General features: G+C 63.8%; 21 protein-coding genes. 8 read left to right on the top strand and 13 right to left on the bottom strand.

What is annotated here, in order from left to right; all coding sequences use genetic code 11:
• Positions 1-225: 225 nt before the first annotated feature.
• Positions 226-588 (bottom strand): hypothetical protein, encoded by a 363-nt coding sequence (locus WN73_RS43300; RefSeq protein WP_038965801.1) that lies wholly within the window; start codon positions 586-588, stop codon positions 226-228.
• 619 nt (positions 589-1,207) lie between these two features.
• On the opposite strand from WN73_RS43300, the gene WN73_RS43295 reads away from it, so the two are divergent.
• The 3 genes from WN73_RS43295 (at position 1,208) to WN73_RS43285 (ending at position 5,609) form a co-directional block, all read left to right on the top strand.
• Complete coding sequence (locus WN73_RS43295) at positions 1,208-2,353, top strand: fructose-1,6-bisphosphatase (protein ID WP_271558364.1); 1,146 nt, start codon at positions 1,208-1,210, stop codon at positions 2,351-2,353.
• A gap of 90 nt (positions 2,354-2,443) precedes the next feature.
• Entirely contained in the window at positions 2,444-3,631 is a 1,188-nt protein-coding gene (locus WN73_RS43290; RefSeq protein WP_028174826.1) for a 6-phosphofructokinase, read from the top strand.
• Positions 3,632-3,935: 304 nt separating this feature from the next.
• Positions 3,936-5,609: a Spy/CpxP family protein refolding chaperone gene (locus tag WN73_RS43285; protein ID WP_271558361.1), complete on the top strand. Its 1,674-nt coding sequence runs from the start codon at positions 3,936-3,938 to the stop codon at positions 5,607-5,609.
• Between the two features lie 147 nt (positions 5,610-5,756).
• On the opposite strand, the gene WN73_RS43280 is transcribed toward WN73_RS43285, so the two are convergent.
• Positions 5,757-7,478 (bottom strand): SulP family inorganic anion transporter, encoded by a 1,722-nt coding sequence (locus tag WN73_RS43280; protein WP_271558359.1) that lies wholly within the window; start codon positions 7,476-7,478, stop codon positions 5,757-5,759.
• A gap of 514 nt (positions 7,479-7,992) precedes the next feature.
• Positions 7,993-8,229 (bottom strand): hypothetical protein, encoded by a 237-nt coding sequence (locus WN73_RS43275; RefSeq protein WP_011085631.1) that lies wholly within the window; start codon positions 8,227-8,229, stop codon positions 7,993-7,995.
• 963 nt (positions 8,230-9,192) lie between these two features.
• Here WN73_RS43275 and WN73_RS43270 point away from each other — a divergent pair.
• Genes WN73_RS43270 through WN73_RS43260 form a run of 3 tightly spaced genes read left to right on the top strand, consistent with a single transcriptional unit; the run spans position 9,193 to position 12,157 of the window.
• Entirely contained in the window at positions 9,193-9,948 is a 756-nt protein-coding gene (locus tag WN73_RS43270) for a hypothetical protein (RefSeq protein ID WP_028174821.1), read from the top strand.
• Between the two features lie 60 nt (positions 9,949-10,008).
• Complete coding sequence (locus WN73_RS43265; protein ID WP_231166667.1) at positions 10,009-10,620, top strand: ABC transporter substrate-binding protein; 612 nt, start codon at positions 10,009-10,011, stop codon at positions 10,618-10,620.
• 31 nt (positions 10,621-10,651) lie between these two features.
• The gene (locus WN73_RS43260) at positions 10,652-12,157 is read left to right on the top strand and encodes an adenylate/guanylate cyclase domain-containing protein (protein ID WP_028174820.1); all 1,506 of its coding nucleotides are present in this window, start codon (positions 10,652-10,654) and stop codon (positions 12,155-12,157) included.
• A gap of 83 nt (positions 12,158-12,240) precedes the next feature.
• Here the strand turns inward: WN73_RS43260 and WN73_RS43255 are convergent, their stop codons facing one another.
• The 9 genes from WN73_RS43255 to WN73_RS43215 all read right to left on the bottom strand — a co-directional run bounded on the left by WN73_RS43255 (position 12,241) and on the right by WN73_RS43215 (position 21,733).
• Positions 12,241-13,104: a sugar phosphate isomerase/epimerase family protein gene (locus tag WN73_RS43255; protein WP_028174819.1), complete on the bottom strand. Its 864-nt coding sequence runs from the start codon at positions 13,102-13,104 to the stop codon at positions 12,241-12,243.
• Positions 13,104-14,309, bottom strand: coding sequence for a dihydrodipicolinate synthase family protein (locus WN73_RS43250; protein ID WP_028174818.1), 1,206 nt, complete (start codon positions 14,307-14,309; stop codon positions 13,104-13,106). Before WN73_RS43250 ends, WN73_RS43255 begins: the two co-directional genes overlap by 1 nt.
• 10 nt (positions 14,310-14,319) lie before the next feature.
• A complete protein-coding gene (locus WN73_RS43245) occupies positions 14,320-15,471 on the bottom strand; it encodes a Gfo/Idh/MocA family protein (protein WP_028174817.1) in 1,152 nt (383 codons plus the stop codon).
• Positions 15,468-16,865: a hypothetical protein gene (locus tag WN73_RS43240; RefSeq protein WP_028174816.1), complete on the bottom strand. Its 1,398-nt coding sequence runs from the start codon at positions 16,863-16,865 to the stop codon at positions 15,468-15,470. Before WN73_RS43240 ends, WN73_RS43245 begins: the two co-directional genes overlap by 4 nt.
• Before the next feature lie 4 nt (positions 16,866-16,869).
• Positions 16,870-17,718: an ABC transporter ATP-binding protein gene (locus WN73_RS43235; RefSeq protein WP_028174815.1), complete on the bottom strand. Its 849-nt coding sequence runs from the start codon at positions 17,716-17,718 to the stop codon at positions 16,870-16,872.
• A 118-nt stretch (positions 17,719-17,836) separates the two neighbouring features.
• Positions 17,837-18,829 (bottom strand): ABC transporter substrate-binding protein, encoded by a 993-nt coding sequence (locus tag WN73_RS43230; protein WP_271558353.1) that lies wholly within the window; start codon positions 18,827-18,829, stop codon positions 17,837-17,839.
• A gap of 51 nt (positions 18,830-18,880) precedes the next feature.
• Positions 18,881-19,690, bottom strand: a complete 810-nt coding sequence (locus WN73_RS43225) for an ABC transporter permease (RefSeq protein ID WP_011085620.1) — start codon at positions 19,688-19,690, stop codon at positions 18,881-18,883.
• 305 nt (positions 19,691-19,995) lie between these two features.
• The gene (locus WN73_RS43220) at positions 19,996-20,703 is read right to left on the bottom strand and encodes a TetR/AcrR family transcriptional regulator (RefSeq protein WP_271558351.1); all 708 of its coding nucleotides are present in this window, start codon (positions 20,701-20,703) and stop codon (positions 19,996-19,998) included.
• Positions 20,704-20,884: 181 nt separating this feature from the next.
• Positions 20,885-21,733 carry a VOC family protein gene (locus tag WN73_RS43215; protein WP_028174812.1) on the bottom strand — a complete coding sequence of 283 codons (849 nt, stop codon included), beginning with the start codon at positions 21,731-21,733 and terminating at the stop codon, positions 20,885-20,887.
• A gap of 224 nt (positions 21,734-21,957) precedes the next feature.
• On the opposite strand from WN73_RS43215, the gene WN73_RS43210 reads away from it, so the two are divergent.
• Both WN73_RS43210 and rbsK read left to right on the top strand, forming a co-directional pair.
• Positions 21,958-22,851, top strand: a complete 894-nt coding sequence (locus WN73_RS43210) for a sugar kinase (RefSeq protein WP_271558349.1) — start codon at positions 21,958-21,960, stop codon at positions 22,849-22,851.
• A 17-nt stretch (positions 22,852-22,868) separates the two neighbouring features.
• Complete coding sequence (gene rbsK / locus WN73_RS43205) at positions 22,869-23,777, top strand: ribokinase (RefSeq protein ID WP_271558347.1); 909 nt, start codon at positions 22,869-22,871, stop codon at positions 23,775-23,777.
• 51 nt (positions 23,778-23,828) lie between these two features.
• On the opposite strand, the gene WN73_RS43200 is transcribed toward rbsK, so the two are convergent.
• Entirely contained in the window at positions 23,829-25,049 is a 1,221-nt protein-coding gene (locus WN73_RS43200) for an NAD(P)/FAD-dependent oxidoreductase (RefSeq protein WP_028174809.1), read from the bottom strand.
• Between the last annotated feature and the right edge of the window lie 205 nt (positions 25,050-25,254).

Below are 25,254 nucleotides of genomic sequence, written 5' to 3'. Positions count from 1 at the left end.
CAGGCGTAGGGGAGTTTGTATCGGAGCCAACTCTAGCCGCGAAACCGATCCCGGGCCCCTCGACCTGCCAGTCGACAAAAGGGTTATCACACAGCCTGGGCCAGAAGCGGTCATCAGCTGGCAGACAAGCGCCTGCCTGCCTCCATGCTGGCCCACTCAGAACGAGAGCTACTCTCCGGCATGAAACAGGCGGCCCGTTGGGGCCGCCTGATCAGAGCGGATGACCTATTGGCAGAGATGCCGGAGACCGTCAGCACCCTTGAAATAGGTGCCGGGCTTGCAGACGATGCCGTTGCGGGCAGCATACGTATTCCAGTTGCCGTGCCAGCCCATCTCGCCGGACATGGCGTAGGAATTGCCCCAGCTGCCGACGGTAGCGGCCGCCGCCGCCGGCTGGCGATACGCCGAGCGCCGAGTTGATTGCCGATGGACGCCGGTGGGGGTACCCCCAGTTCCAAGACCCGTGCAACTCGCGAATTCAGCTTGGCATTCGTCAGGATTGGAAAGGGCCGCCTGCGCCAGTGCAGCAGAGCTGGACAGGGCGGATGCCGCAATCACGACTGCGGCAAGAACCTTTAGATTCATCATGGCTTGCTCCTTGCAGTTGGACCGTGGCGCAAGATGCCACGTCTGGCAGTCGCCTATCGACGCTTGCGAGCCTGACTGTGCCACTTCGGCGGAAATTGCACCGCCAGGATTGGGACGGCTTTGGGTCAATCGCGTCACTTTGACCGCGCGCCGCTCACTTCCGATCTTCCCCGACTGGCGGACTTCTGCGGGAGACATCGAAAACCACGCTGGATGCTGCCTATTGGGCAGAATGCCGCAAACGCTGTTTGATCTAGATCAAGGGTCAAGAGCGCTTTTGGGGGTGCTAGCTCGCTGCAGGGCGATAGTCGAAAAAGCTGGGCTTCACCCTCAGGTTCTCGGGTCTTCCACTTTTTGATGATGGGTCTGCGCGTGGTTACATTGACGCGCTGGGCGAGGTGGCAAACGCCCGAAACGTTGGCTTCGGGTCCAGAACCGGACTCGTGCAGCGCAGCAAGTAGTGACGCATGGTCCTAAGGCAAAACTCGGCATGATCCCAGCAACCGGATGAACGGGTGCGTGGAACCTATCGGAGCGACGGACGTTTTTGTCCGCGAATGAGCAGCGCCGTGCCCGGCGCAGCCGGAGGCGCTGAGCTGCGCTGATCGGAGAAACGCTCATGAGACTCACTCTTTCAGTCATCAAAGCTGACGTTGGCTCCGTTGGCGGGCATACGAAACCGTCTTCACGCATGATGGCGACTGTCGAGGGCGAGGTTGCCAAGGCGATCTGCAATGGTCTGCTGATCGACGGTTTCATCTGCCACACCGGCGACGACATTGCGATCATCATGACGCACACACGGGGCGAAGGAAGCCCCGAGGTCCATCAACTCGCCTGGAAGACGTTCCTCGCGGCCACCTCGGTCGCGAAAACCTCCGGGCTCTATGGCGCTGGCCAGGATCTTCTCGCCGACGCGCCTTCCGGGAACATTCGCGGCGCCGGCCCAGGCGTCGCCGAGCTCAGCTTCGACCACAGCCTCTCCGGCGCGCGACCCGCGGAGTCCTTCATGGTGTTCGCGGCCGACAAATGCGGCCCCGGCGCCTACAACCTGCCGCTCTATCTCGCCTTTGCCGACCCCATGTACTGCGCGGGGCTGATGCTGCCTCCGATGATCAAGGGATTCCGTTTCCATGTCATCGACATGGACAACACAGCCGGCGACAGCCTCCTCGAGCTCGACGCACCCGACGACAGCTACCACATTGCCGCCCTGCTTCGCGACAACGAGCGCTTCGGCATCGATCGCATCATTTCTCGAACCCATGGCGAGGTCGTCGTGGCCGTTTCGGCACAGCGCCTCCACGCGATCGCAGGCAAGTACACCGGCAAGGATGATCCAGTCGCGATCGTCAGGAACCAGGGGATTTTCCCAGCTCCGGAGGAAATAATCTCGCCGTTCGCCAAAGCGCACTTCGTGGGCGGCGATGCACGCGGCTCGCATGTGATGCCGCTCATGCCGGTGCCACTCAACACGCCGGTTACCGGCATGTACTGCCTGCCGATCGTTTCTTGCGTCGGCTTTTCGATCGACAGCGAAGGCCGCTTTGCCGAGTCCTACACCGATTTCTTCGACAACCCGGCATGGGATGAGGTCCGCCGGCGCGCCCAGCGCAAGGCCATCGAGATGCGCAGCCAGGGCTGGTCCGGCGCCGCCATGCTACCCTATTCCGAACTGGAATATGGCGGCTTCCGCGACACCGTGTCCGGGCTGCTGAAGCGTTTTCGACTGCGCGACGACCGCAAGCCGGAAGCGGCCGAGTAGCGACCGCCTCCAATCACAAGCTGGAGCGACGTTCACCGTTCAATCGACAGATGCAGGCGCTATGACGACATGCCGATCCGGGAGGTGGATATGGCAAGAAAACGCATCGGCATTCTCACGGGCGGTGGCGACGTCGCCGGCCTCAATGCAGTCATCAAGAGCGTGACTTATCGCGGCAGTGAGGACGACATCGAGGTTGTCGGTCTGCGCCGTGGTTGGGAGGCCCTCACGCACCTGAACCTCGACGACCCAAACAGCAGGTCCCACTACGTCATCCCGCTGAACCGTGAAAACACGCGAACCATCGACCGGCGCGGCGGCACCGTGCTGCACTCGAGCCGCGTCAATCCCTCCAAAATACAAAAGCTGCCCGGTCATCTCGTCGGCAATGAGGTTCCGGTCTCGCTGAGCACCAACGGCGGCATCGCGACAAAGACATGGGACCTCACCAGCCGGGTGCTCGCTAACCTTTCGGGACTTGGCATCGAACACCTGATCGCCATCGGTGGCGACGACACGCTCAGTTATGCGGCCAAGCTCAACGAACTCGGCGTCAAGATCATCGCCATCCCGAAGACGATGGATAATGACGTCCGCAACACCGAGTACTGCATCGGCTTCTCGACCGCGATCACCCGCGCCAGCGATGCCATCCAGCGGCAGCGCACCACCGTCGGCTCGCATGAGCGAATTGGCATTTTCCGCGTCTTTGGCCGCGATGCCGGATTTACGGCACTCTACACCGCGTATGCGACCTCGATACGATGCCTCATACCGGAGCATAAGGTCGACCTCGACAAGCTGATCCAGTTGCTCATCGAGGACAAGCGCGCCAATCCAAGCAACTACGCGCTGATCGTGCTCAGCGAGGGAGCTCAGTGGGAAGGCTACAAGCTGCGGGAATACGGCGAGCCTGACGCCTACGGTCACCGCAAGAAGGCCAACGTGGCGGAATCGCTTGCCGACGAGATCAAGCAGCGCACCGGCGAGGAGACGATCACCTCCGATCTCACCTACGATCTGCGATCGGGCGATCCGGACTTCATCGACAAGCTTGTGGCCCTGACTTTCGGTAACATGGCCTACGATGCCATGCTGGAAAGCAAGACCGGCCTCATGTCGGCGCTGGTCGAGGGCCGCTACGACCTCGTGCCCATCCCTGACGCCAAGCTCGGTCCGCGCAAATTGGACGTTGCGAGCAGCTACAACACGGAGCGCTACCGCCCCATCTACGCCAACAAGCAGGGGCTGCCGATCTTTCTCAACCGCGCGTCTTAGCGTGCCGGAAGCTGCCTGCGTCGGAAGATCGCAATGCCGGCCGCGGCCGACAACGAACGATTCCGCTACCCGTGCGTTGAAAGTCGTGGGCGATTACGAGCTGGGAGCGACGATCATGCGTCCGCGTGGCGTTTGCCTGAGGGCCTTTCTGGTTGGTGTCTCGGTGCTGGCGACGAGCGTCGGCGCGTCCGCCCAGGGACTCGGCCAGGGACACGGAAGAGGTGGACCACCGGGTCCGGCCGCAGCGCCGGCGGCCCGGCCGGCACCACCACCTGCCATGGCACGTCCGGCGGCGCCCCCAGCCATGGCGCGTCCCGCCGCGCCGGCATTCCATCCCCCGGCCATGCCGCAGCGCCCGGCCATGGCGCCACATCCCGCGCCGCACATCGCCTCACCACCGCCGCGCCCGACGCCCCACTTCGCTGCACCGCCGCAGCGGGTCGCCCCGCACGTGGCAGCGCCGCGGCCTGAATTCCATCGCGCGCCGGCAGCGCCGCAACGTCCGGCCATGGCACCGCGGCCGACGCCGCATATTGCCGCCCCGTCCGGCCCAGGCGCAGCGCCGGCCGTGAGCGAGCGGCTGTCGCGACGGGAGCAGATCGACCAGCGCGCGCAACAGCATCAGCAACAGATCCAGCAACGCCAGCAGATGGTGCAGCAGCGGCAGCGCGAGGTGCTGTCGCGCCAGACCGCCGAGCGCCAGACCCGCATCGATCGCCTGCAGCAGCGCGTGCAGCAATTGCAGTCGCAAAAGCCGGAGGGCGCGCGGGCGCAACGCGAGCAGCAACGGATGCTCCAGACGCAGAACCGCCTGCTGCAGCGCGAGCAGCGCACGCAGCAGACGGATCTGGCGCGCCAGCAGCGGCTGGGACTGCAGGCTCCCACTGCAGCCGCTACGGCAACCGCAGCGGCGGCCGCCGCGCGAGCCGCCGAGCGCGGGCGGTTTGCCGAGCGCTTCCGCGAGCAGGCCTCTGCGCAAACCCAGGCGGCCCTCGTCGCCCGCCAGAGCGGCTGGGCGCCCCGGCAGGCCTGGCGACACCGCCATCCCGCGGTGTTCGTGGCGTGGCTTGGGCCCGTGTTCTGGCCTTACGCCTATTCCGACATTTTTGACTACACGTTCTGGTCCTATGCCTACGAGCCGGGCTATTGGGCGTACGCCTATGACGACTTCGTCGACACCGTGTTCTGGGGTGGTGACAGCCCCTACGCCGCCTATGCCAGCATCAACCCGTACGACTATCCGCAAGCCGGCGGCGGCTCCCGCGCGCGCCAGCGCGCCAGCGTGAGCCCGCAAACGCTGCAGCAATTGTGCGGCACACCGGACAAGGGCGTCACCGCCTGGCCGCTTGCCGATATCGCGCGGGCGGTGCGGCCGACGCCGGAGCAACGCGCGCTGCTCGACCAATTGAAGACCGCGGCTGCCAACGCTGCCGGTGTGTTCAAGGACTCCTGCGCGGACACTTACGCACTAACTCCGCCCGGCCGCTTGCGCGCAATGATGAACCGCGTCAGCGCGACGCTGGAAGCGGTCAAGATCGTGCGCCCGGCACTGGAGAATTTTTACAACTCGCTCAGTGACGAGCAGCAGGCCCGCTTCAACGCGCTCGGCCCCAATGTCGGCGACCGCTCGCCGCCGCAGCAGCAAGCCAGCGGAGAGGGATGCGGCGATCCGAAGTCCGGCCTGACCCAGCTGCCGATCCAGAGGATCGAGGCTGTGCTCCACCCCGCGGGCAAGCAGAAGGAGGCGCTCGACCGCCTCAGCGAGGCCACGGCGAAAGGCGTTGAGGGCCTGCAGGCGGCCTGCCCGAACGATGTGCCGCTGACGCCGGTCGGACGGCTGGAGGCGATGCAGCGCCGGCTCGAGGCCATGCTGACGGCCGCCAAGCTGGTCGAACCTGCCCTCGACGAGTTCTACGCCACGCTGAGCAGCGAGCAGAAGGCGCGCTTTAACACGCTGCAACAGGTCGCAGGCCCGTGACGGCGACGTCGCGGGAGCTACACGTCCGGTGCCGCACGATGCAGGTGCGCACCGTTACTGATTGCGCGCTTTGCAAAAAGCATATTCGCATTAGGGCCGGAATCGGGGGTCAATCGGCGTGTGTATTCAAGCCCGGCATGCCACTTCCTAACGTCTGGCTTGGTCCTCCCAGTCCTCCCACTCTACACCATTGATTTCCAGGTAACTGGAAACGGCTGCGCCGATGGTTGGGAAGAAATATTGCTCGCCAAGCTGCGAGAACAGTCCAAATCTCTTCAGCTTGTCCTTGACTGGATCTTTCAGCTCGGCAAAGCAGAACTCGATACCCTGCGCGTGCAACGCCTCGTCCAATTCGGCGATTGTATCGCCGGCGGAGACGTCCACGCTGGTGACAGGCTCCGCCGCAACGACCAGCCAGCGTACGGGCGTCGGCGATTTCGCCACGGCGTCCAGTACGCGCTCTTTGAAGAATTCGGCGTTGGCGAAGAACAGCGGCGCATCCCACCGAAACAGGACCAGCCCGGGGATTTGGCGTGCATCCGGATATCTTGTGATGTCGTGATAGCCTTTGACGCCATGGGCCCGCCCCAACACGGCGGAGTGTGGGCGCCAACCGTCCCACAGGAACTCGGCGATGGCGATTGCTATTGCCAGACCAATTCCTGGGATCACTCCGAGCACCGCCACGCCGACAAAGCAGACCATCGATAGCCAAAACTCCCACTGCTGAATCCGATAGATTCGCTTGAGGTCGGTGACCTCAAACAAGCCGATCGCAGCGGCGATTACGACGGCCGCCAATGCAGCGGTGGGCAAATGCTGAAGGAGGTTTGGTGCCACCAGCAGAAGGATGGCGATGGCAAGCGCGCCGACGACTGAGGTTAGCTGGGTACGGGCGCCGGCGGCTTCCGCAACGGGCGTGCGCGAAGCGCTGCTGCTGATCGGGAAGCCCTGAAAAAAGCCGGTTGCCAGATTGGCCGCGCCAAGCCCCACCATCTCCTGGTTGGGATCGACATGAGTGCCCAATCGTGCGGCGTAGGCGCGCGAAAGCACGCTGGTGTCAGCGAATGATACCAGCGCGATTGCGCAGCCGCCGACCAGCACCGGGACGATATCGCCGTAGGTGATCCAGGGGATCGCGAAACCCGGCAGGCCCTGCGGAAGAGGACCCAAAACCGCCACGCCGTAACGGGTCCCAAGATCAAGCACGCCGACGATAGCGGTCGCCCCGACTACCGCAATCAGAATGCCTGGCAGCCGCTTGTTGTTCTGGAGCAGCAGGATGGCCATCAGCGTGCCGAGCCCAATCCCGAATGCGACCCAGTTTGTCTTGCCTTCAAGGATTGCATCGGCGATCGCCCATAGGCTTCGTAAAGGTCCTTCGCTCTCGATCGAGAAGCCAAAGAGCTTGGGCAGTTGGCTGATCAAGACGGTCAATGCAATTCCGTTCATATAGCCGTACCGTATCGGCTTCGAGAGCAGCTCGGTGACAAAACCCAAGCGCGCGATGCCGGCTAGAATGCATACCGTCCCCGAAACGATCGCCATCATCGCAGCGAGCGTCGCGGCGCGAAGAGGATCGCCGCCAGACAGTGGGACGACAACGCCGAGGATGACGGCTGCCAGCGCCGAGTCAGGTCCCAGCACGAGGATGCGGCTGGGGCCAAACAACGCGTAGACCAACAGCGGCACGATCGTTGCGTACAGACCGGCGATGCCAGGCAAGCCCGATGCTGTCGCGTAGGCAATTCCAACCGGGACCAGCATCGTCGCCAGGACGAGTCCAGCGAAGATATCGCGCGGAAGCCACGCCGCCTCATATCGGCGGAGGGTTTCGATTGCCGGCAGCCAATCGATCCAATGCTTCATTGGGGGTCACTTCCAGATCCGGCCAGGCTCGTTGGCAACGCACACATTGGCCGCGATTGGCCCAGCTGGAAGCCAGTCTAGGCTGTTGCGTCTCTCGGCAAGTGGAAAAATGTCACATCCCCGCTCATTCGCTCCAATGTTGCCAGCGGCATGTCCGTTTTGGGGGCACCCGCGACCGGGTCGATCCAGCGGCAAGTCCGACCAATGTCCGTTCTGCCGCTGAAAGCGGAAGTCAATTCAGAGGGGCCATGCTGAGGGCCGCAAAGTGGTCGAGCCCACCCTGGGGCGAGTTCTATGCCACGCTGAGCAGCGAGCAGAAGGCGCACTTCAACACGCTGCAACAGGTCGCAGGCCCATGAGGGCGGCGTCGTATTCTCTCGCTGCAATCGCGCAGCGGCCGAACGATGTGGGGTAACGTAATCACCCAGCTTCGAAGCTCGACGAGAACACGCGAGTCCGGGCCGCGGCTCCCTGCGAGACGGCACGGGATGCAGCCGACAGCCGCGTTCCGACCTCACGCGGCGGGAATCGTCTTCTGCCCAGCCTCATCCGTTTTTGTGATCGCTTGAGACCGCTCCATCTCGTCCGAGCCAGCGGCGTTGCATTGCTGGAAGTAGGAAGACAACTCGAGATCGGCCAGGTGATCCCAGTATTCTGCTTCTGCGAGCAGCTTCCATTTGTTCATGCTGTTGTATGCGGCCTGTTGACGGCACAGCGAACCCATCGCACGCAAGCGTTGCACCTTCTCCACTGCGAACCTCCTTCGCGCGCTTGTTTGTTTACAGGCGCATTTGTGTTGTCACAGCTTTGCAGATTGAATTGACGAGTGATAGTCCGGTGTTTGACGGTCAATCGATGACAGCGCAATCGTCTGACTTTTCGCGAAATAGTCGAGCCGAACGACGCGGGCATTGGCGGCAGCAAGGGGCGCTGGGCAGAATGACAGCGCGTCCGGCGGCCCCCCAGAGGCCTACGTCGCCGGTGCATTCCATTTCAGGACTGAAATCTTAATTGTGAGCGGCCTTCCCTGGATGATGGTTAACTTGCAATTAGACCGGGCCGGACAAAGTTTGATCCCGAAACTATTTTGGCCCGGCACATTGGACTGCAAGACCGCCTTCCGGCGGTCTTTCCTTTCGCCGCAACGAAACGGGTCCCAGGCTGGACCACGCCGGCTCGGCAAAGGTCGCCAGTCTTGCACGCCGATCACAACAATGGCCCCGACAACAATGGCCCCGACGGATGACACGTCGGGGCCATTCAAGATCATCAGGCGTGGGTACATCCGCCGAGCCTGCTGATCGTTGATGCCACCGATTACCACATCCGATCTGGCACATACTGTGGCGAGGCTGCGGCATCGGGGTGATGACATTCTGCCTGAAAGCTGATGGCTGTCCACCTCATCATTGGTGGTACTCCCAGCTCGCTGACCAACACGAGCTGCAGCTCGATCTCCGCTGCCGTCGCGGTACGCACCTTCCGCTCCGTTATCGCTACCCTGGTGCGCTCAAGCCCCTCCGCAAGAAGTGCACCCACGCTGACCTATATTGAGTTCGTCATCCCGCGTCATCGTCGCTGAACCTTTGCGGGATTTCCGGGACCAAACTCTATAGGCTGCAAGAACGACGGCTTTTCTGCTGTGAACCGGCCCGACCATTGTGAAGTGACAGTTTGATTTTTTGGCGCTGCATTAGCGCAAGAGAGGTCCGTTATGGACCGAACAGCTGGCAAGAACGTCAGTTGCCGTGCCATACAGTGTCATTCGCCAGGATGGCGCCGCTGCGGCATTCTCATTGTTGCGATGCTCTGTACCGCATGCACTCTCCTGTTTGCGAGCGAAGCCAGAGCTCAATGCACGGCGCGAGATGTCCTGCAGAACCAACTAAGGCTCAAGAAAGCTCCGTCAGCTGACAGGCCGCAAATCCCGATTAAATCCGCCGTCGATGTTCCCGTGTGGAAGACGATCACAATCGGGACGTTTGCAAATTTCTTTGCCCTCAGTAACGCAATGGATGCGGTAGGTTGCGGTATCGGAAACTCGGCCGGCGAAATTCTCGCACGACCGACCTTTACTCTTCGCGACACGAAAACAAGCGTAAAGCTTTTTGCGGTCTCGGCAGCCGAACTCGGCTTTAAGACCGATACCGCGTCGCTGGCGGACATTTATGCGCGCGCCAAGCAGCTGGGTTTCGGACTCGCGGCCGCAGAAGTCGGGCCACAGCTGAGGCTGCAATATTTTGACCAGCCGATCGGCGAATTTCTCATCATCGGAATGGAGCCGATCAGGACGTGGAAGGGCGCCCCCGTCATCTTGAATGTAGCCAATGGCGGAGCGGGACTCATTCTCATCGGCCAGGATGGCAGCGCCGACGCACAGATCTCCGTGGTATCCCGCTTTGTATTTGTGCGGACCAATGAAGGCGCACCTCCCGAGGAGCAGGAGGCCGTAGCACTAGTCGGCCGCTGAATTTCCTGGTGTGCGCAGCGGCCTCGGCTTGCGGGCACAAAGCTCAGGGGAGTGTCTGCCATGACACAAGCGTCGATCAAAGTCGGCATGATCGCGGAGGAGACCGGAGCACTTTCGTTCATGGGCCGCGCAAACGCCAACGTGGCAAGGATGGTGGTTGACGAGATCAACGCCAATGGCGGCCTGCTGGGGCGGAAGATCGAACTCTACCTCGAGGACGGTGCAACGACCGACGCGGTCGCGGAGGCCAAGGCGGCCAAGCTTGTGTTGCAGGACAAGGTGGATGTGATCTTCGGCGGCATCTACAGCTCCACGCGGCAGGCCATCAAGGGCCCCGCCGTCGTGAAGGGCAGGACGCTCTACATCTACCCCGAGCAATACGAAGGGCAGGAATGCGACCCGCTGATCTTCTGCACCGGCCCGGTGCCGGCGCAGCAGCTCGACCCGCTCATTCCCTGGCTGATGCGCAAGACCGGTGCCAGGACATTCTACCTGCCGTCCGCAGACTACATCTGGCCGCACGTGATGAACGAGAGGGTCCGCCGGCTCGTCACCGCCAATGGCGGCAGCATCGTCGGCGAGGCCGTTTCGAGATCGTCGAGAGCCTGGGGCCTATCGCGCCGGACGAGGCGATGGTGCCGTCCGTCGCGGAGTTCGGCCGGAGACCAATAGCGTAGTCAGCCCATCAGGCAGGGAGCGTGAGATGAGTGTCCCGTCTCCAGTCAACGAGAGTCTCCTGAGCCAGCGTCTCGCCGCGCTCGGAGCGGCAAGAAGCTGGGCACCGAATGTTCTGCCGGAGCTCGAGCACTTCATCCGGACCGCCGACGACTATGATCTTCTTCGCGTCAACCCCATCCAATACGGCGGCGCCGTCCGCATGTCCGAGGCCGACGCGATCGAGCTGTTCGTGCACGCTGCCAAGGTGGGCCTGTTCGATATGGACTGGCTGCTGATCTGCGCCTATTGCCCGCAGGTCGCCGGCAGCTTCCGCGAGCTCGACCAGGTCCATCCACGCTTTCAGTGCGCGTTCTGCAACGCGATCAACGATGTGGCGCTGGACGACTATATTCAGGTCGCATTTACGGTCTCGAGCGGCGTCCGCGACATCATATTCCGCCATCCCGAAAGGCTGTCTGTCGAGGATTTTTACCTGCGCTACAACTTTTCCAAAGGCTTCATCGCTCCGCACGGAATGACGCATCAGCAGCTCGTTGCTGCGCTCTCACGGGGATTCGCCGATATCGAGGCGCATGAGCACCGCAGCTTCGACTTCGAGGTCACGGCTGGCCGCTTCGAGGTGCTGGATTTGAGCCACAAACTCCTTCTGGTCTTCTTCGCGGACGGGGAGCCGGCAGAACCGCAAGAGACGCTGGTCCAGCTCGAGTCGGGTCGCTTTCTGCTGCCGGACCGGCCGACGGCACCGAAAGACATGGTCCTCGGCGACGGACGCTTTTCGTTCCGGCAGACGGCCGACCTCCGCCCGGGTAAGCACACCATCCGGATCGAGAACTGCACCGACGATCGCGGTCGCTTCTGGTTCGTCCAGTATCCCCCAGGTTTCGCGCCCCATCTGGTCGAGTATGAACCGTTTCTTTCCGGCAAGCGGCTGCTGCTCACCCCGAGCTTCCGCGAACTCTACAAGGCGCAGCTGGTGGATGAGGGCGAGAGCCTCAATATCTCGGACATGACTTACCTGTTCACCGATCTGAAGCAGTCGACTCCGCTGTACGAAAGCGTCGGTGACGTGAACGCGTATTTTCTGGTTCGCCAACACTTCGAGATCTTGAACAGGATCATCCGGGAACGATCCGGCACCATTATCAAGACGATCGGCGACGCAGTCATGGCCGGGTTCGAGCGTCCGCAGGATGCCGTTTGCGCCGCCATCGAGATGATCGAAGAGCTGTCGCGATTCAACCAAACCGCTTCGCGGCCGCTGGGCCTCAAGGTCGGTGTCCACAGGGGGCGGGCGATTGCGGTGAATCTCAACGACCGGATCGACTATTTCGGACAGGACGTGAATATCGCCGCACGCGTGCAAGGTCTCGCCGATGTCAACGAAGTCTGCATCAGCGCAACGGTGATGGAGTCACCGGGCGTCGCTGACATCGTCAAATCACGCTCGGTGTCGTGCAACTACGAGAACCTGAAGGGGGTCGGTCAAAAGATGGAAGTCCATCGCATGACAATCCCGCCGACGCAGACTTGAACGACCGCAATCCTGCCGCGAGCAGCGGGCCGAAGGCCCGCTTCAACGGCCCGCATGCCCCGTAAGGGCAGCGCTCGTGAGGCCTACACCACCGTCCTGTGCCGCGCGATGCAGGTGCGCAGCACCTCGTCCATCGGCTTGGCCCACCAGTCGTTGGAGAAGATCTCGATCTCGGAATAGCCGGCAAAACCCTGCGCCTCGACCGCTTTGCGCACCGATTTGATGTCGATGACGCCGTCGCCCATCATGCCGCGGTCGTTGAGGATGTCCCTGGTCGGCACCAGCCAGTCACACACATGGAAGGCAAGCAGGCGATCCCTGCCCGCGCGCGCGATCTGGCTCATCAGCTCCGGGTCCCACCAGATGTGATAGACATCAAGTGCGACGCCGAGCATGCCGGTGCGGCCGGGGTCGAGCCGGTCGCAGATATCGAGCGCCTGTTTTGTGGTGTTCACGCAGGCGCGGTCGGCGGCGTAGGCGGGGTGCAGCGGCTCGATGGCCAGCGGCAGCCTTGCCTGCCTGGCATAGTCGAGCATGTCGGCAAGCGCCTCCTCGACCTGCCCGCGCGCACCCGCGATGTCCTTCGACGGCTCGCTCCCCGGCCGCGAATATTGCGGCAGGCCGCCGACGACGAGAACGACGCACGGCGCTCCCAGCGCCTTGGCCTCGTCGACGCAGCGGCGGTTGTCGTCGCGCACTTCGCCCCGGCGCGAGGCATCGGAGGTGAACATGCCGCCACGGCAATAGCCTGACAGCTCGAGGCCGGCATCGCGCACCGCGCGCGCGGCACGGTCGAGACCGACGGATGCGACCTGGTCGCGCCAGGGGTCGATGGCGCGGATGCCGTGCTTCGCACAGGCATCGATGATCGCGACGAGGTCACCCTGCTTGCGGACCGTCGCCGTATTCAGCGACAGCCAGCGGTGGTCGGACGAGAAATCGCGCATCAGGATTCGATCCCGTGCGAGGCCAGCACCGTCGTCATCCGCCGCGTCGCCAGCTCAGGATTGGCGAGCAGGCCGGCCTGATCGGCCAGCCGGAACAGCTCGGCCAGATGCAGCATCGAACGCGCGCTCTCCTGCCCGCCCACCATGGTGAAATGATCCTGATGGCCGTTCAGATACGCCATGAACACCACGCCGGTCTTGTAGAAGCGCGTCGGCGCCTTGAAGATGTGGCGCGACAGCGGCACGGTCGGTCCCAGCACGTCGTGGAAGCCGGCCTCGTCACCGGCAGCCAGCCGCGACAGCGCGTAGGACGCCGCTGGTGCGATCGCATCGAAGATGCCGAGCAGCGCGTGCGAAAAACCTTGGCTATCGCCGGCGATCAGCTCCGCGTAGTTGAAGTCGTCGCCGGTGTACATCTTGATGCGCTTGTCGAGGCGACGACGCATGTCGATCTCGCGCTGCTTGTCGAGCAGCGAGACCTTGACGCCGTCGACCTTGGCGGCGTTGGCGTTGATGATAGCCACCGCAATGTCCATCGCCTTGTCCAGATCCTTGGTACCCCAATATCCCGTCAGCGCCGGATCGAACATGTCGCCGAGCCAGTGGATGATCACGGGCTCGCGGACCTGCGACAGCACGCGGTCATAGACCTTCGCATAATCGTCGGCATTGCGGCCGAGCTTTGCCAGCGCGCGCGACGCCATCAGGATGATGCGGCCGCCGACCTTCTCGACCGCCGAGATCTGCTCCTCATAGGCCCGGATCACATCGTCGATGGTCCGGGCATCCTCCACCGCGAGATGGTCCGTGCCTGCGCCGGAGAACACCAGCGCGTTGCGACGCTTGGCGGCGGCGACCGAGCGCGTGATCAGCTCCAGCGAGGTCGGCCAGTCCAGCCCCATGCCGCGCTGCGCGGTGTCCATGGCTTCGGCGACGCCGAGACCGAGGTCCCAGACATGCTCGCGGAAGGCGATGGTCTTGTCCCAGTCAACGGACACCGAGAGCCAGGGATCGTTGTCGGCGAAGGGATCGGCGACCGTGTGCACGGCGGAGAACGCGATGCGGTTCAGCGGGCCTTCGAGCCTCGCCGGGAACGTTCGCGAGGCCGCGAGCCGGTAGGTCTCGATTGAACGATCGGCTTTCGGCAGCTTGAGCGACAAGGACGACATTGAAGGAGCAGGCTTGGGCAGGACGGGCTTGTTCATGCTTCCCTCCTCAGGCCTTGATCGGGGCGACGTCGATCCAGCGCCGCTCCTTCCAGCTCTTCAGCGCGCATTCGGCGAGCTGCACGCCCTTGGCGCCTTCGAGCAGGGTGAACTTGTAAGGCGCGTCCTCGTAGACGTGACGGATGAACATCTCCCACTGTTCCTTGAAACCGTTGTCGTAGGAGACGTTTTCCGGCAGCTTCTGCCAGTCGCCGTAGAAATCATGCAGCCGCTTTTCGTCCGGATTCCACACCGGCCTCGGGGTAGCCTGCCGCGCCTGGATCATGCAGTCGGTGAGCCCCGCGACCGCCGAGCCGTGCGTGCCGTCGACCTGGAAGGTGACGAGGTCGTCGCGATAGACGCGCGTCACCCAGGACATGTTGACATGGGCGATGACGCCGCCCTCGAGCTGGAAGGTCGCGTAGGCGGAATCGTCCGCGGTCGCCTTGTACTTCTTGCCCTGCTCGTCAAAACGCTCGGGGATGTCGGTGTTGCCGATGCAGACCACGCTCTGGACGTTGCCAAAGAGGTTGTCGAGCACGTAGCGCCAGTGGCAGACCATGTCGAGGATGATGCCGCCGCCGTCCTCGTCGCGGTAGTTCCAGGACGGCCGCTGCGCCTCCTGCCAGCCGCCCTCGAACACCCAATAGCCGAACTCGCCGCGCACCGAGAGGATGCGGCCGAAGAAGCCGGAGTCGCGCAGGAAGGCGATCTTCTTCAGGCCGGGCAGGAACAGCTTGTCCTGCACGGTGCCGTGCTTGACGCCCTTGGAATTGGCGAGCTTGACGACCTCGAGGGCCTCCTCGAAGTTGGTCGCGATCGGCTTCTCGCAATAGACGTGCTTGCCGGCATTGATGGCCTGGGTCAGCAGGCCCGGCCGCGCCTGCGTGGTCGCGGCGTCGAAGAACATGGTGTCGTTCTTGTCGGCGAGCGCCGCATCGAGGTCGGTGGTCCAGCGCGCGATGTTGAAGCGCTTTGCAAGCGCCTCGACCTTCTCGGCGCTGCGGCCGACCAGGATCGGATCGGGCATGATGCGGTCGCCGTTCTTCAAGCGGACGCCGCCCTGGTCGCGGATCGCGACGATCGAGCGGATCAGATGCTGGTTGAGCCCCATGCGGCCGGTGACGCCGTTCATGATGAGGCCGAGGCGTTGGGTGGTCATGCCAATTGCTCCTGAAGTGATGTTGGCTGTTCGAGCGGGCGGAGCGCGGACCAGTCCGGATGGACCGACGTCGCAAAGCCCGCCGCATGAAGCGATCCCGTCAGGAGATCGCCGTCGTGAATGGAGAGACGGATGCCCTGCCCGGCATCGGCGTAGAGATCGGGATGTGCAGCCGCGAAGGCCGCAGCTTCAGCGGCCGGCGTCTCACCGAAGCCGTCGACGTAGTGGTGGCCGTTGCGTTCGGCGTGGGTGACGCCGAGGAAGGCGCCGAGCGCAAGGTCCTGCTGCACGGCAAGGCCGGCCTGGCAAGTGAGGTCCTCGCCGGTGACGAAGAACTTTTCGCCGCCCCCGCTCCATTTTGCCGCGCGCGTGGCGTTGACGATGGACTTGTAGAGCCCCTTGCAGGATTTCGAGGAGATGCCGTGATAGCCGAGAGCCCGAGCGGCAGGGAAGGCATCGTAGGAATCGTCGGCCTCATCGATGATGAAGCCGCGCGCGGCGAGCGAGCCGAGCGGGGACTGCCGCGTGATATCACGCGGCATCGGCTGTTCGACATAGAGCAACCGAGAGGCGATCGGCCGCAACGCGGAATCATGATCGAGCCGATCCATCAGCGCCTGCAACGCCGCGAGATCTGCGTATTGCTCGTTCGCATCGAGCGTCACCTTGTAGCTGCGCTCAAGTGTATCGAGCTCCTTGCCGATCCGCGCCAATCGCGCTGCATCGGCTGCGGGATCGCCCGACAGCTTCAGCTTGAAGTAACTCGCGCCGGCGTTCTCATGAGCGTCGGCGACGCCGCCCTTGCCCTCCACGGTATCGTCGAGGCCGACGGTATGTCTGATAGCAACGCGCGGCAACGGCTTCCGACTGGACAGAAACGCCGCGATCTCCGCGTCCTTCAGGTCGGGCGATAGTCGCGCATCGATGCCGGCAACGTTGCCGGCCATTCCGTCGAAAAAGCCGGTCTCAACGCCGCGCAGCAGCGCATCGAGGATCGCCTTGTCGATCTCCGCCGGGCCATAAGCCGCCGCAAGCGCCGGAATGTTCTTCTTCGCGCAGGTCGCGATCTGGGCACCAATGCACGCGGCATGGAGATCGAACGCGGTCAGGAACCCGGTCCGCGCCAGATAAAGCCCGCGCGCAATTTCCAGGGATCGTCGCAGACCGTCGACCGTCTGCGCCGGAGAAAACTCCGGCCGCTTGTCGAACCATTTCGGCACCAGCAGCTCGGCGCTGGCGCCGACGGCGCTTCCCCTGCCCTCGACCTCGATCTCGACCCGCACGAACAGCTGCGTCGTCGCGTTGATGGTGATGGCGCCAAAGCGGAACGGCCGCGCGAACTGCACGGGACGTTCGAAGAAGGTGATATCTCGAAGCTTCAGGCGCGGCGCCATGGCTTTAATCCAATGCCCCTTGCGAGAAGAAATGCTTGCGGATGCGCTGCACCAGTTCGGTGAAGACCGGGTCGGCCATCACGTCGAGCGAGCGCGGGCGCGGCAACGGCACGTCGTAGATCGCGGCGACCGCACCGGGCCGCTCGGTCATGACCAGCACGCGGTCGGCGAGGAACACGGCCTCGGGAATCGAATGCGTGATCAGCAGCACCGTCTTCCTGGTCTCGCGCTGGATCCGCATCAGCTCGACATTCATGCGCTCGCGCGTCAGCGCATCGAGCGCGCCAAACGGCTCGTCCATCAGCATGATCTTGGGATCGTGCACCAGCGCGCGGCAGATCGAGGCCCGTTGCTGCATGCCGCCGGAGAGTTGCCAAGGCAGCTTCTTCTCGAAACCTTCGAGCCCGACCAGCTTCAACAGCGCCTTGGCGCGTTCGAGATATTTTTGCCGCGGCAACCGTTTCATGTCGATCGGCAGCATCACGTTGGACAGGATGTTGCGCCACGGCAAGAGCAGCGCGTTCTGGAACACGATGCCGACATTGCCGTGCGGCTTCGTCACCTTCTCGCCCTCGACCAGGATTTCGCCGGCCGACGGCGGCAACAGTCCCGAGATCAGCTTGAGCAGCGTGGACTTGCCGCAGCCGCTTGGGCCGACCACGACGAAGAACTCGCCCTCGTTGATGTGGAAATCGAGCGGCCGCAGCGACGGCACGTCGCCGTCGCGCGTCCGGTAGGTCTTCGACACGCCTGATAGCTTGATGCCCGATGCCTCGCCGGCGGCCCGGTCGCTCACCAGTCTCAGATGCGCGGCCGGCTGCACGGTGTCATTCGGTCTTGTTGCTGGGTTCATCTAACCAGGTCCACTCGACGATATGCCCGTCATTCCGGGGCGCCCAAAGGGCGAACCCGGAATCTCGAGATTCCGGGTCTGGTCCTTCGGACCATCCCGGAATGACGGTGTGTGTCGCTCACGAGCCGCTCTTCGGCAGATAGTCGTTGGTGTAGAAGGCCTTCGGGTTGTCCTTGGCCTTGGCGTCGAGCCCGCCATATTCGACCAGCAGGTTGACGGTCTCGGTCATGTTCTGGTCGGTGACCTGGAACGGCCGCTTGCTCTTGGTCTCCGCGGTCCGGTAGAGCGGAATGGTCAGCTCAAAACCCTGCGTCAGCGTGTCGATCTTGCCGCCCTTCGGGTTGGCATCGAGGATCGACTGCGCCGCGGCCTTCGGCTCCTTCTCGGCGGCCTCGACCGCCTTGGTCGTCGCCGACATGAAGCGGCGGACGAGATCGGCGTTGGCCTTCACATAATCGGAGTTGGCGATGATGCCTGACGAAACCATGTTGATGCCGTAGTCGGCGAACTTGATCGGATAGACGTCCTTGCCGGTCGCGTCCTTGATCTTCATCGACTGGTCCATGACGTAGCCGAGCAGCAGATCGGCCTGGCCGTTGATGACTGCGTTGAGCTTGGTCTGGCCGTCGCCCGCAACCGTCTGGAAGTCGCTCTCCTTCAGGCCGGTCTTCTTCAGGAACAGCGGCCAGATCTGGGTCATGGAGTCCGCCGGCGTGATCGCCACCGTCTTGCCCTTGATGTCCTCGGGCTTCCTGATGTTCTTGTCGACGAAGCCCATGGCGGACATCGGTGAGGTCTGGAGCAGGACGCCGGTCGCGACCACGGGCGCGCCCTTGATGGCGGCGCGCATCATGGTGGGCACGTCGACATAGCCGAAATCGGCGGTCTTGGCGGCGACGGCCTGCGTGGTCGCAGCCGAGCCGCGGCCTTCCTGGATCTCGAGATCGATGCCCTCGGCTGCATAAATGCCCTTGGCCTTGCCGTAATAGAACGGCGCGTGCTCGCCATAGACGTACCAGTTCAGCATCACCACGACCTTGTCGGCCGCCTGCGCCGGCATCGCCGCGAACGCCATCAGCGCCACCGATGCAGCCCCAATCCACCGCTTCATCGTCACTCTCCCTTGTCGTTATGTTTCGGCCGTTGGTGGCCGTTGCTTAAGTTAAGAGGCGAAAATCACGTCCTCGCGCTGGCTGACATGCCAGGGAATGACCAGCTTCTCGATCCGGTCCACGATCCAGAACAGCACGACTCCGAGCAGCGCGAGGATCACCAGCGCTGCGAACATCGTCGGCAGGTCGAACGTGCCGATCGAGCGCTGCATGACGTAGCCGATGCCGGAATTGGAGCCGACGAACTCGCCGACGACGGCGCCGACCACGGCGAGCGTCACCGAGACCTTGAGGCCGGAGAAGATCGCCGGCAGCGCATGCGGCAGGTTCACCGCGCGAAACACCTGAAAGCGGCTGCCCTGCATCGCGCGGGCAAGATCGACCATGTCGGGATCGACCGATTTGAAGCCCTGCACGGCGGAGACCACCACCGGGAAGAAGCCGAGCAGGAAAGCGGAAATGACCTTGGGAATGATGCCGAAGCCGAACCAGACCACGAACAGCGGCGCGATCGCGATCTTCGGCACGGACTGCGAGAACACCAGCAGCGGATAGACGTAGCTCTCCACCGTCTTCGAGCCCGCGATCAGCATGGCGACGGGAATTCCGAACAGCGCCGACAGCAGGAAGCCGCAGACCGTCGCATAGGTGGTCGGCCAGGACTGGCGCAGCAGTTCCGGCCATTCGGTGCGCAGCACCGCGATGACATCGCCCGGCGACGGGATCTGGTAGGCGGGGATCCTGAACAGCCGGATCGCCAGATCCCAGGCGATCACGATGAAGACCAGGAACAAAAACGGCCGAACCCAGGCCGCATTCAGCATCTTGGACACCGCACTCTGCGGCTTCAATTCAGCCACGTCTCACTCCCGGCATTCTTCTTCGTTCTCGTTCGTTCTTGGGAGAAATTAACTCGTTGGATAAATACTGTCCAGAGCTTTCCCTGTGGCGTTTTGCGCCGGGGGTTCCCGGCAAGGTTGACGGCGTTTGGGGATTGAAGGCCGCGCCAAATCCCCGATGTCGTCCTGGCGGAAGCCAGGACCCATTACCCCAGGGAGAAGTTTGGCGAAGACTGGTCGTTCGGGATTAGCGCCGCATACAATCGACAGATCACGCGGTATGGGTCCTGGCTTTCGCCAGGACGACGATGGGGAAAGAGTTTGCCTTAAACCGTCTGCACCACCGCGGCACGCTTCTTCGGCGCCTTGACGATCTCCAGCAACTCCGTGGACCGCCCCGTCAGCGCGGCCAGCACGAGGCCGGCCATGTGCGCGAGGCGCTCATCCTTGGCGTCCTTGGCCAGCAGATCGCGGCCGAAGATCACGCTCAGCGTCGCCGAGTTCGAGAGATAGAAGAAGCTCAGCGCCGCGATCGAGATGTAGAGCTGCACCGGATCGACCGCGACCTGGAAGTCGCCGCTCTCGACGCCGCGCCGCACCACGGTGCCGATCATCTCGACGAAGGGCGAGTGCATCGACTTGACCTTGTTCGAGCGCTTCAGGTGCTTGGCGCGAGCGAGGTTCTCGGTCTGGAGCAGCGAGAGGAACTCGGGGTTGCGCAGGAAATAGCCCCAGGTGAATTCGATCAGGCGGCGGATGGCCTCGGGCGGATCGAGATGTTCGAGATCGAGCCCGCGCTCCTCGCTGCGGATCTTGTCATAGGCGCCTTCGAGCACCGCGAGATAGAGCTCGTCCTTGTTGCCGACGTGATAGTACAGCATGCGCTTGTTGGCGCCGGCCTTGGCCGCGATGCGGTCGACGCGCGCCCCGGCAAGCCCATGGGCGGAAAACTCCTGCTTGGCGGCCTCGAGAATGCGCAGCCGCATCCCCTCGGGATCGCGCTGCCATTTCAGAGTTCTCTTTGCCTTTGCCAAACCGGGTGCTCGCTGGGGGCTCTCAAAGTACGCGTGTAACACGCGGGCGGGCGTTTGAGAATGTTTCGTCATTCCGGGGCGCGCCCGCTTGGGCGCGAGCCCGGAATCCATCGTGCAGCAGGGTCAATGGATGAATGGATTCCGGGCTCGTCGCTGCGCGGCGCCCCGGAATGACTCCATCTCAATCCGCCGGCTTCGGCGACCGCTCCAGGAGCACCGTCTGGATGCCGCAGGTGCCGTTCCTCACCGTCATGATCCGCGTGCCCGGCTTGCGGCCGTTGCGCACTTCGGTGACGTCGAGGCCGCTCGCGATCAGGCGGGCGCGCGTGGCGTCGATGTCGGCGACCCGCCAGCTCAGGCCCCAGAGACGGTCATGCGCGAGGTCACCGCCCGCCACAGGACGGCGCACCACCTCAACGATGAGGTCGCCGCAGCGGAAGAACATCAGCTGGCCCCAATCCTGGTGCGAACGGTCGAGCGCGAGATCAAGCCCGAGCCGCGCGCCATAGAGCGCGGCGGCGCGCTCGGAATCCTCGGTGGTGATCACGACGTGGTCGAGCGCGTCGATCGGCGCGATGTCGGTCGCGACCGATCTGGGGCGCTCCTCGGCAAGCTCGAGGAAGAACATCCGCACGCCGCGCGTGAGTTCGGTGGCTGCGCGCGTGCGTTTCCAATGCAGGACGGCATCGGATTCAGAATCGCTGCTTTCGACCTCGGCAACCGGATCCGGCTTCAGGGCCACCCGCTCCAGCCGCCGGTGCATCCTGCTCATGTCTGCGACACGAAAGCACAGGCTGGCGAGCACGCCCTCTTGGTCGTCGAGCAGCGCGCGCATCCGGTCGGCGGTCACGCTGAAACCGCTCGGCGCCATCAATTCGATCGTCATGTTCTCGAGAGTGAACAGCACCCGGTCGGCCCCCTCACCCGAGTTCTGCCAGGCCGGCGCGCGGCCGAGCAGCGTCTGATAGGCCGCCTTGGCTGCACCGATATCCCTGACCAAAGCGACGACGTGATCGAGGCCGGTGATCATGTTCCCTCCCTCCCGACGGAGCCGGAACCGAACGTCCTGGGGGCGTCGGCTCTGCCCGGGCAACGCTGGCCCTGCCACGGTCGTATTCCGGCCCCATACCGACCTCAAGCGCCTATCGCCATGACTCTGCAAATATTTTGGCTCTGCGAATATTTTTGGCTCCCGCCGAAGCGGTGCTAAGGTAAGCAGCCGGCCGGGACCACCCAGCGCATCACGGACAACCAATGCAGGCTCTCTTTATCGGACAGACCTATATCGACGTCGTCTTCCTCACCGACCACATGCCGACCGGCGACGAGAAGCACGTGGCGACCGACTACGCGGTCTCTTTCGGCGGCAATGCGGTGACGGCGGCGTTCTGCTGCGCCAAGCTCGGCATCGTGCCCGACCTGATCGCCACGGCGGCCAATGACTGGCTGGGGCGCATGTTCCAGGACATGTGCGCGAAATACGCGATCTCGCTGCATGCGCGAAAGGTGAACCAGTCCTCGCTGTCCTTCATCATGCCCAAGGACGGCAAGCGCGCCATCGTCCGCTGCCGCGACGACGAGCACATCCATCCGTTCCCGATCCTCAATCTCGGCGGCTGCCGCGCGCTGCACATCGACGGCCACCAGCCCGATGCGGCGATCCACTATGCAAAAGTCTGCCGCGAGGCCGGCATCCTGACCTCGCTCGACGGCGGCGGCTTGCGTACCAACACGCATGAGCTCCTGGAATTCATCGACGTCGCCATCGTCGCCGAGCGCCTGTGCGAGCAGATGGACCTGACGCCGGAGAAGATGCTCGATTACCTCAAGAGCCGCGGCTGCAAGATCGGCGGCGTCACCATGGGCGAGAAGGGCCTGCTCTGGTACAATGAGACGGGCACGGTCGAGATCATGCCGGCGATGCCGATCCCGCGTGAGCGCGTGATCGACACCAACGGCGCCGGCGACGTCTTCCACGGCGCCTATGTCTATTCCTACCTCGCCCATCCCGGCAAAAGCTGGCGCGAGCATTTCGACTTCGCCCGCGCCGCCTCCACCTTCAAGATCCAGCGCCTCGGCAACGAGGCCGGCTTGCCGACCCTTGTCGACATCGCCAAGGTCAGGCACGAGTTCGAGGTCAAGGCCTAGTCTTCGCAGAGGTTCAAATGGGGCGCGTCTACGTCGCCGGCAGCATCAACATGGATGTGGTGGCGACGGCCGACCGCCATCCAAAAGTCGGCGAGACCGTCGCCGGCAAGCAGGTGCTGTATTTCCCCGGCGGCAAGGGTGCCAACCAGGCCGTCGCGGCGGCGCGGCTCGGCGCCCGGACCACGCTGATCGGCCGCCTAGGCAAGGATTCATTCGGCGCCGAGCTGAGGGCGTTCCTCGCCGGTCAGGGCATCGATCTCGGCTACGTTCAGGAGACGGCGCAGGCGCACACTGGCACCGCCATCATCACGGTCGCGGCGGCCGACAACACCATCGTCGTCATTCCCGGCAGCAATGCGTTGGTCGGCGCCGACGACGTCAGTGTCGTCCCGCTCGTCAAAGGCGACGTCGCCGTCAGCCAGTTCGAGATTCCGCTCCCCACGATTGCCGCCTTCTTCCACCGGGCGCGGACTGCGGAGGCCACCACGCTGCTGAACCCGGCGCCGGCACAAAAATTTGGCCGCGAGCTGCTTGAGCTGGTCGACATCCTCGTGCTGAACGAGACCGAGCTCGGCTTCCTCGCCGGCACCGAGCTGTCCGACAACGACGAGGCCGCGCGGATCATCCAGGTCGCGCGGCAGCTTCAGGCGCGCGAGGACCAGACCATCTGCGTCACGCTCGGCAAGCGCGGCGTGCTCGCCCTCGCCGGCGACCAGGAGTTTGCGGTGCCCGGCCGCGTGGTGAAGGCGGTCGACACCACCGGCGCCGGCGATTGCTTCGTCGGCGCGCTCGCGGCGCAACTCGCCGACGAAGTCCCCCTGCGCACGGCGCTCGCCTTCGCCAACGCCGCCGCCTCGATCAGCGTGCAGCGCATGGGCGCGGGGCCGTCGATGCCGACGGCCGCGGAAGTGGCGGCGGCTCTGTAGAGCGTGGCGCTTCCTCCGCCTCTCCCCGCCTGCGGGGAGAGGGAGTAGAGTTCACGCCAGCGCGCTCTTCAGGTCAAAGCTCTCGTCCGCGGCCTGCTCCGGCGTGATCGAGCGGTCCATGCCCTGCAATCTGCGGCCGAACATGTGATCGCCGGCGCGGTTGATGGACTCGATGCCGACCAACTTGTCGCCCCTGTAGCAGAACGCCGAAAACGCCTTTTTGGCGGGATCGCCGCGCAGAACGACGCGATCGTAGCCGGTGGTGAGGCCCGCGATCTGGAGCTTGTCGTCACCCTGGTCGCTCCAGAACCAGGGATGGCTGTCGTAAGGCTTGCGGTCGCCGGTCAGCCGGGCCGCGAGGCAGCGGGCGTGATCGGTGGCGTTCTGCACCGATTCCAGCCGCAGCGAGCCGCCGAAGCGCGGGCTTGCGAACAGCGCGCAGTCGCCGATCGCCGAGATGTTGGGATCGGCCGTCGAGAGATATTCGTCGACGATGATGCCGGCAGCAACCGGCAGCCCCGCCTCGGCCGCGAGCTCGATGTTCGGCAGCACGCCGACGCCGACCACGACGAGGTCGGCGGGCAGATGCCTTCCGTCGCTCAAGGAGACGCCGGTGACCTTGCCGTCCTCGGCCTCGATACTGGTTGCCTGCACACCGAGATGAATGCGGATGCCGGCCTCACGATGCCGCGCCTGAAAATACTCCGAGACCTCCGGGGTCACCGCGCGCGCCATCACGCGCGGGGCGAGCTCGAGCACGTCGACCTCCAGCCCCTTGATCCGGGCCGTCGCTGCGAATTCGAGGCCGATGAAGCCGGCGCCGATCACCACCACCCGCGTCCTCGACGGCATGATCTTTCGCAGCGCCTCGCTGTCGTCGAGGATGCGCAGATATTTCACGTCGGGCAGATTGGCATTGGGCAGATCGAGCAGCCGGTTGCGCGCACCCGTCGCCAGCACGAGGTGGCCGTAATCAAGCATCTTGCCCGATGCGAGATGCAGCTTGCGCCCGGCGCGGTCGATCGAGACCGCGCGGCCCGCGATCAGCTCGATCTTCTGATCCGCATAGAATTTCTCCGGCCGGAACATCAGGCTCTCCGGCCCGGCCGAACCCTTGATGTACGCCTTGGACAGAGGCGGCCGCTGATAGGGCAGATGCGCCTCGTCGTTGATCAGGCAGACGCGATCGGAAAAACCCGCCTGCCGCAGGGATGCCGCGACCTGGTAGCCGCCATGGCCGGCACCGACAATGATCACCGGACCGCCAGTCATTGGAACAGCCCACTTCCGGAGACACGAGCGTGACCCATGTCGTCTCCTCTCATGCTGATATTGGCTTGGCTAGCCTAGGAGGAGCCGGCGCTCGTGTCCGTCCCTCAACGAAGGCGGCCCCATTTGAGCCTATCGTTCCGCCTTGCGCAAGAGCGGCGCGCGGGGATTGTCTCCCCTCGCCTTCTGCGATTTAGTTGCACGAACG

It is taken from the genome of Bradyrhizobium sp. CCBAU 45394, assembly GCF_028128655.1.
In the GTDB taxonomy this organism is placed as follows: Bacteria; Pseudomonadota; Alphaproteobacteria; order Rhizobiales; family Xanthobacteraceae; genus Bradyrhizobium; species Bradyrhizobium diazoefficiens.
The sequence above is the reverse complement of the archived record's forward strand: the minus strand, read 5'-3'. Positions and strand labels throughout refer to the sequence as shown.

Bases quoted from the DNA above. Each gene is read 5' to 3' on its own strand.
- WN73_RS43300 (WP_038965801.1), bottom strand. From the start codon at position 588: ATGATGAATCTAAAGGTTCTTGCCGCAGTCGTGATTGCGGCATCCGCC.
- WN73_RS43295 (WP_271558364.1), top strand. From the start codon at position 1,208: ATGAGACTCACTCTTTCAGTCATCAAAGCTGACGTTGGCTCCGTTGGC.
- WN73_RS43290 (WP_028174826.1), top strand. From the start codon at position 2,444: ATGGCAAGAAAACGCATCGGCATTCTCACGGGCGGTGGCGACGTCGCC.
- WN73_RS43285 (WP_271558361.1), top strand. From the start codon at position 3,936: ATGGCGCGTCCCGCCGCGCCGGCATTCCATCCCCCGGCCATGCCGCAG.
- WN73_RS43280 (WP_271558359.1), bottom strand. From the start codon at position 7,478: ATGAAGCATTGGATCGATTGGCTGCCGGCAATCGAAACCCTCCGCCGA.
- WN73_RS43270 (WP_028174821.1), top strand. From the start codon at position 9,193: ATGGACCGAACAGCTGGCAAGAACGTCAGTTGCCGTGCCATACAGTGT.
- WN73_RS43265 (WP_231166667.1), top strand. From the start codon at position 10,009: ATGACACAAGCGTCGATCAAAGTCGGCATGATCGCGGAGGAGACCGGA.
- WN73_RS43260 (WP_028174820.1), top strand. From the start codon at position 10,652: ATGAGTGTCCCGTCTCCAGTCAACGAGAGTCTCCTGAGCCAGCGTCTC.
- WN73_RS43255 (WP_028174819.1), bottom strand. From the start codon at position 13,104: ATGCGCGATTTCTCGTCCGACCACCGCTGGCTGTCGCTGAATACGGCG.
- WN73_RS43250 (WP_028174818.1), bottom strand. From the start codon at position 14,309: ATGAACAAGCCCGTCCTGCCCAAGCCTGCTCCTTCAATGTCGTCCTTG.
- WN73_RS43245 (WP_028174817.1), bottom strand. From the start codon at position 15,471: ATGACCACCCAACGCCTCGGCCTCATCATGAACGGCGTCACCGGCCGC.
- WN73_RS43240 (WP_028174816.1), bottom strand. From the start codon at position 16,865: ATGGCGCCGCGCCTGAAGCTTCGAGATATCACCTTCTTCGAACGTCCC.
- WN73_RS43235 (WP_028174815.1), bottom strand. From the start codon at position 17,718: ATGAACCCAGCAACAAGACCGAATGACACCGTGCAGCCGGCCGCGCAT.
- WN73_RS43230 (WP_271558353.1), bottom strand. From the start codon at position 18,829: ATGAAGCGGTGGATTGGGGCTGCATCGGTGGCGCTGATGGCGTTCGCG.
- WN73_RS43215 (WP_028174812.1), bottom strand. From the start codon at position 21,733: ATGATCACCGGCCTCGATCACGTCGTCGCTTTGGTCAGGGATATCGGT.
- WN73_RS43210 (WP_271558349.1), top strand. From the start codon at position 21,958: ATGCAGGCTCTCTTTATCGGACAGACCTATATCGACGTCGTCTTCCTC.
- rbsK (WP_271558347.1), top strand. From the start codon at position 22,869: ATGGGGCGCGTCTACGTCGCCGGCAGCATCAACATGGATGTGGTGGCG.
- WN73_RS43200 (WP_028174809.1), bottom strand. From the start codon at position 25,049: ATGACTGGCGGTCCGGTGATCATTGTCGGTGCCGGCCATGGCGGCTAC.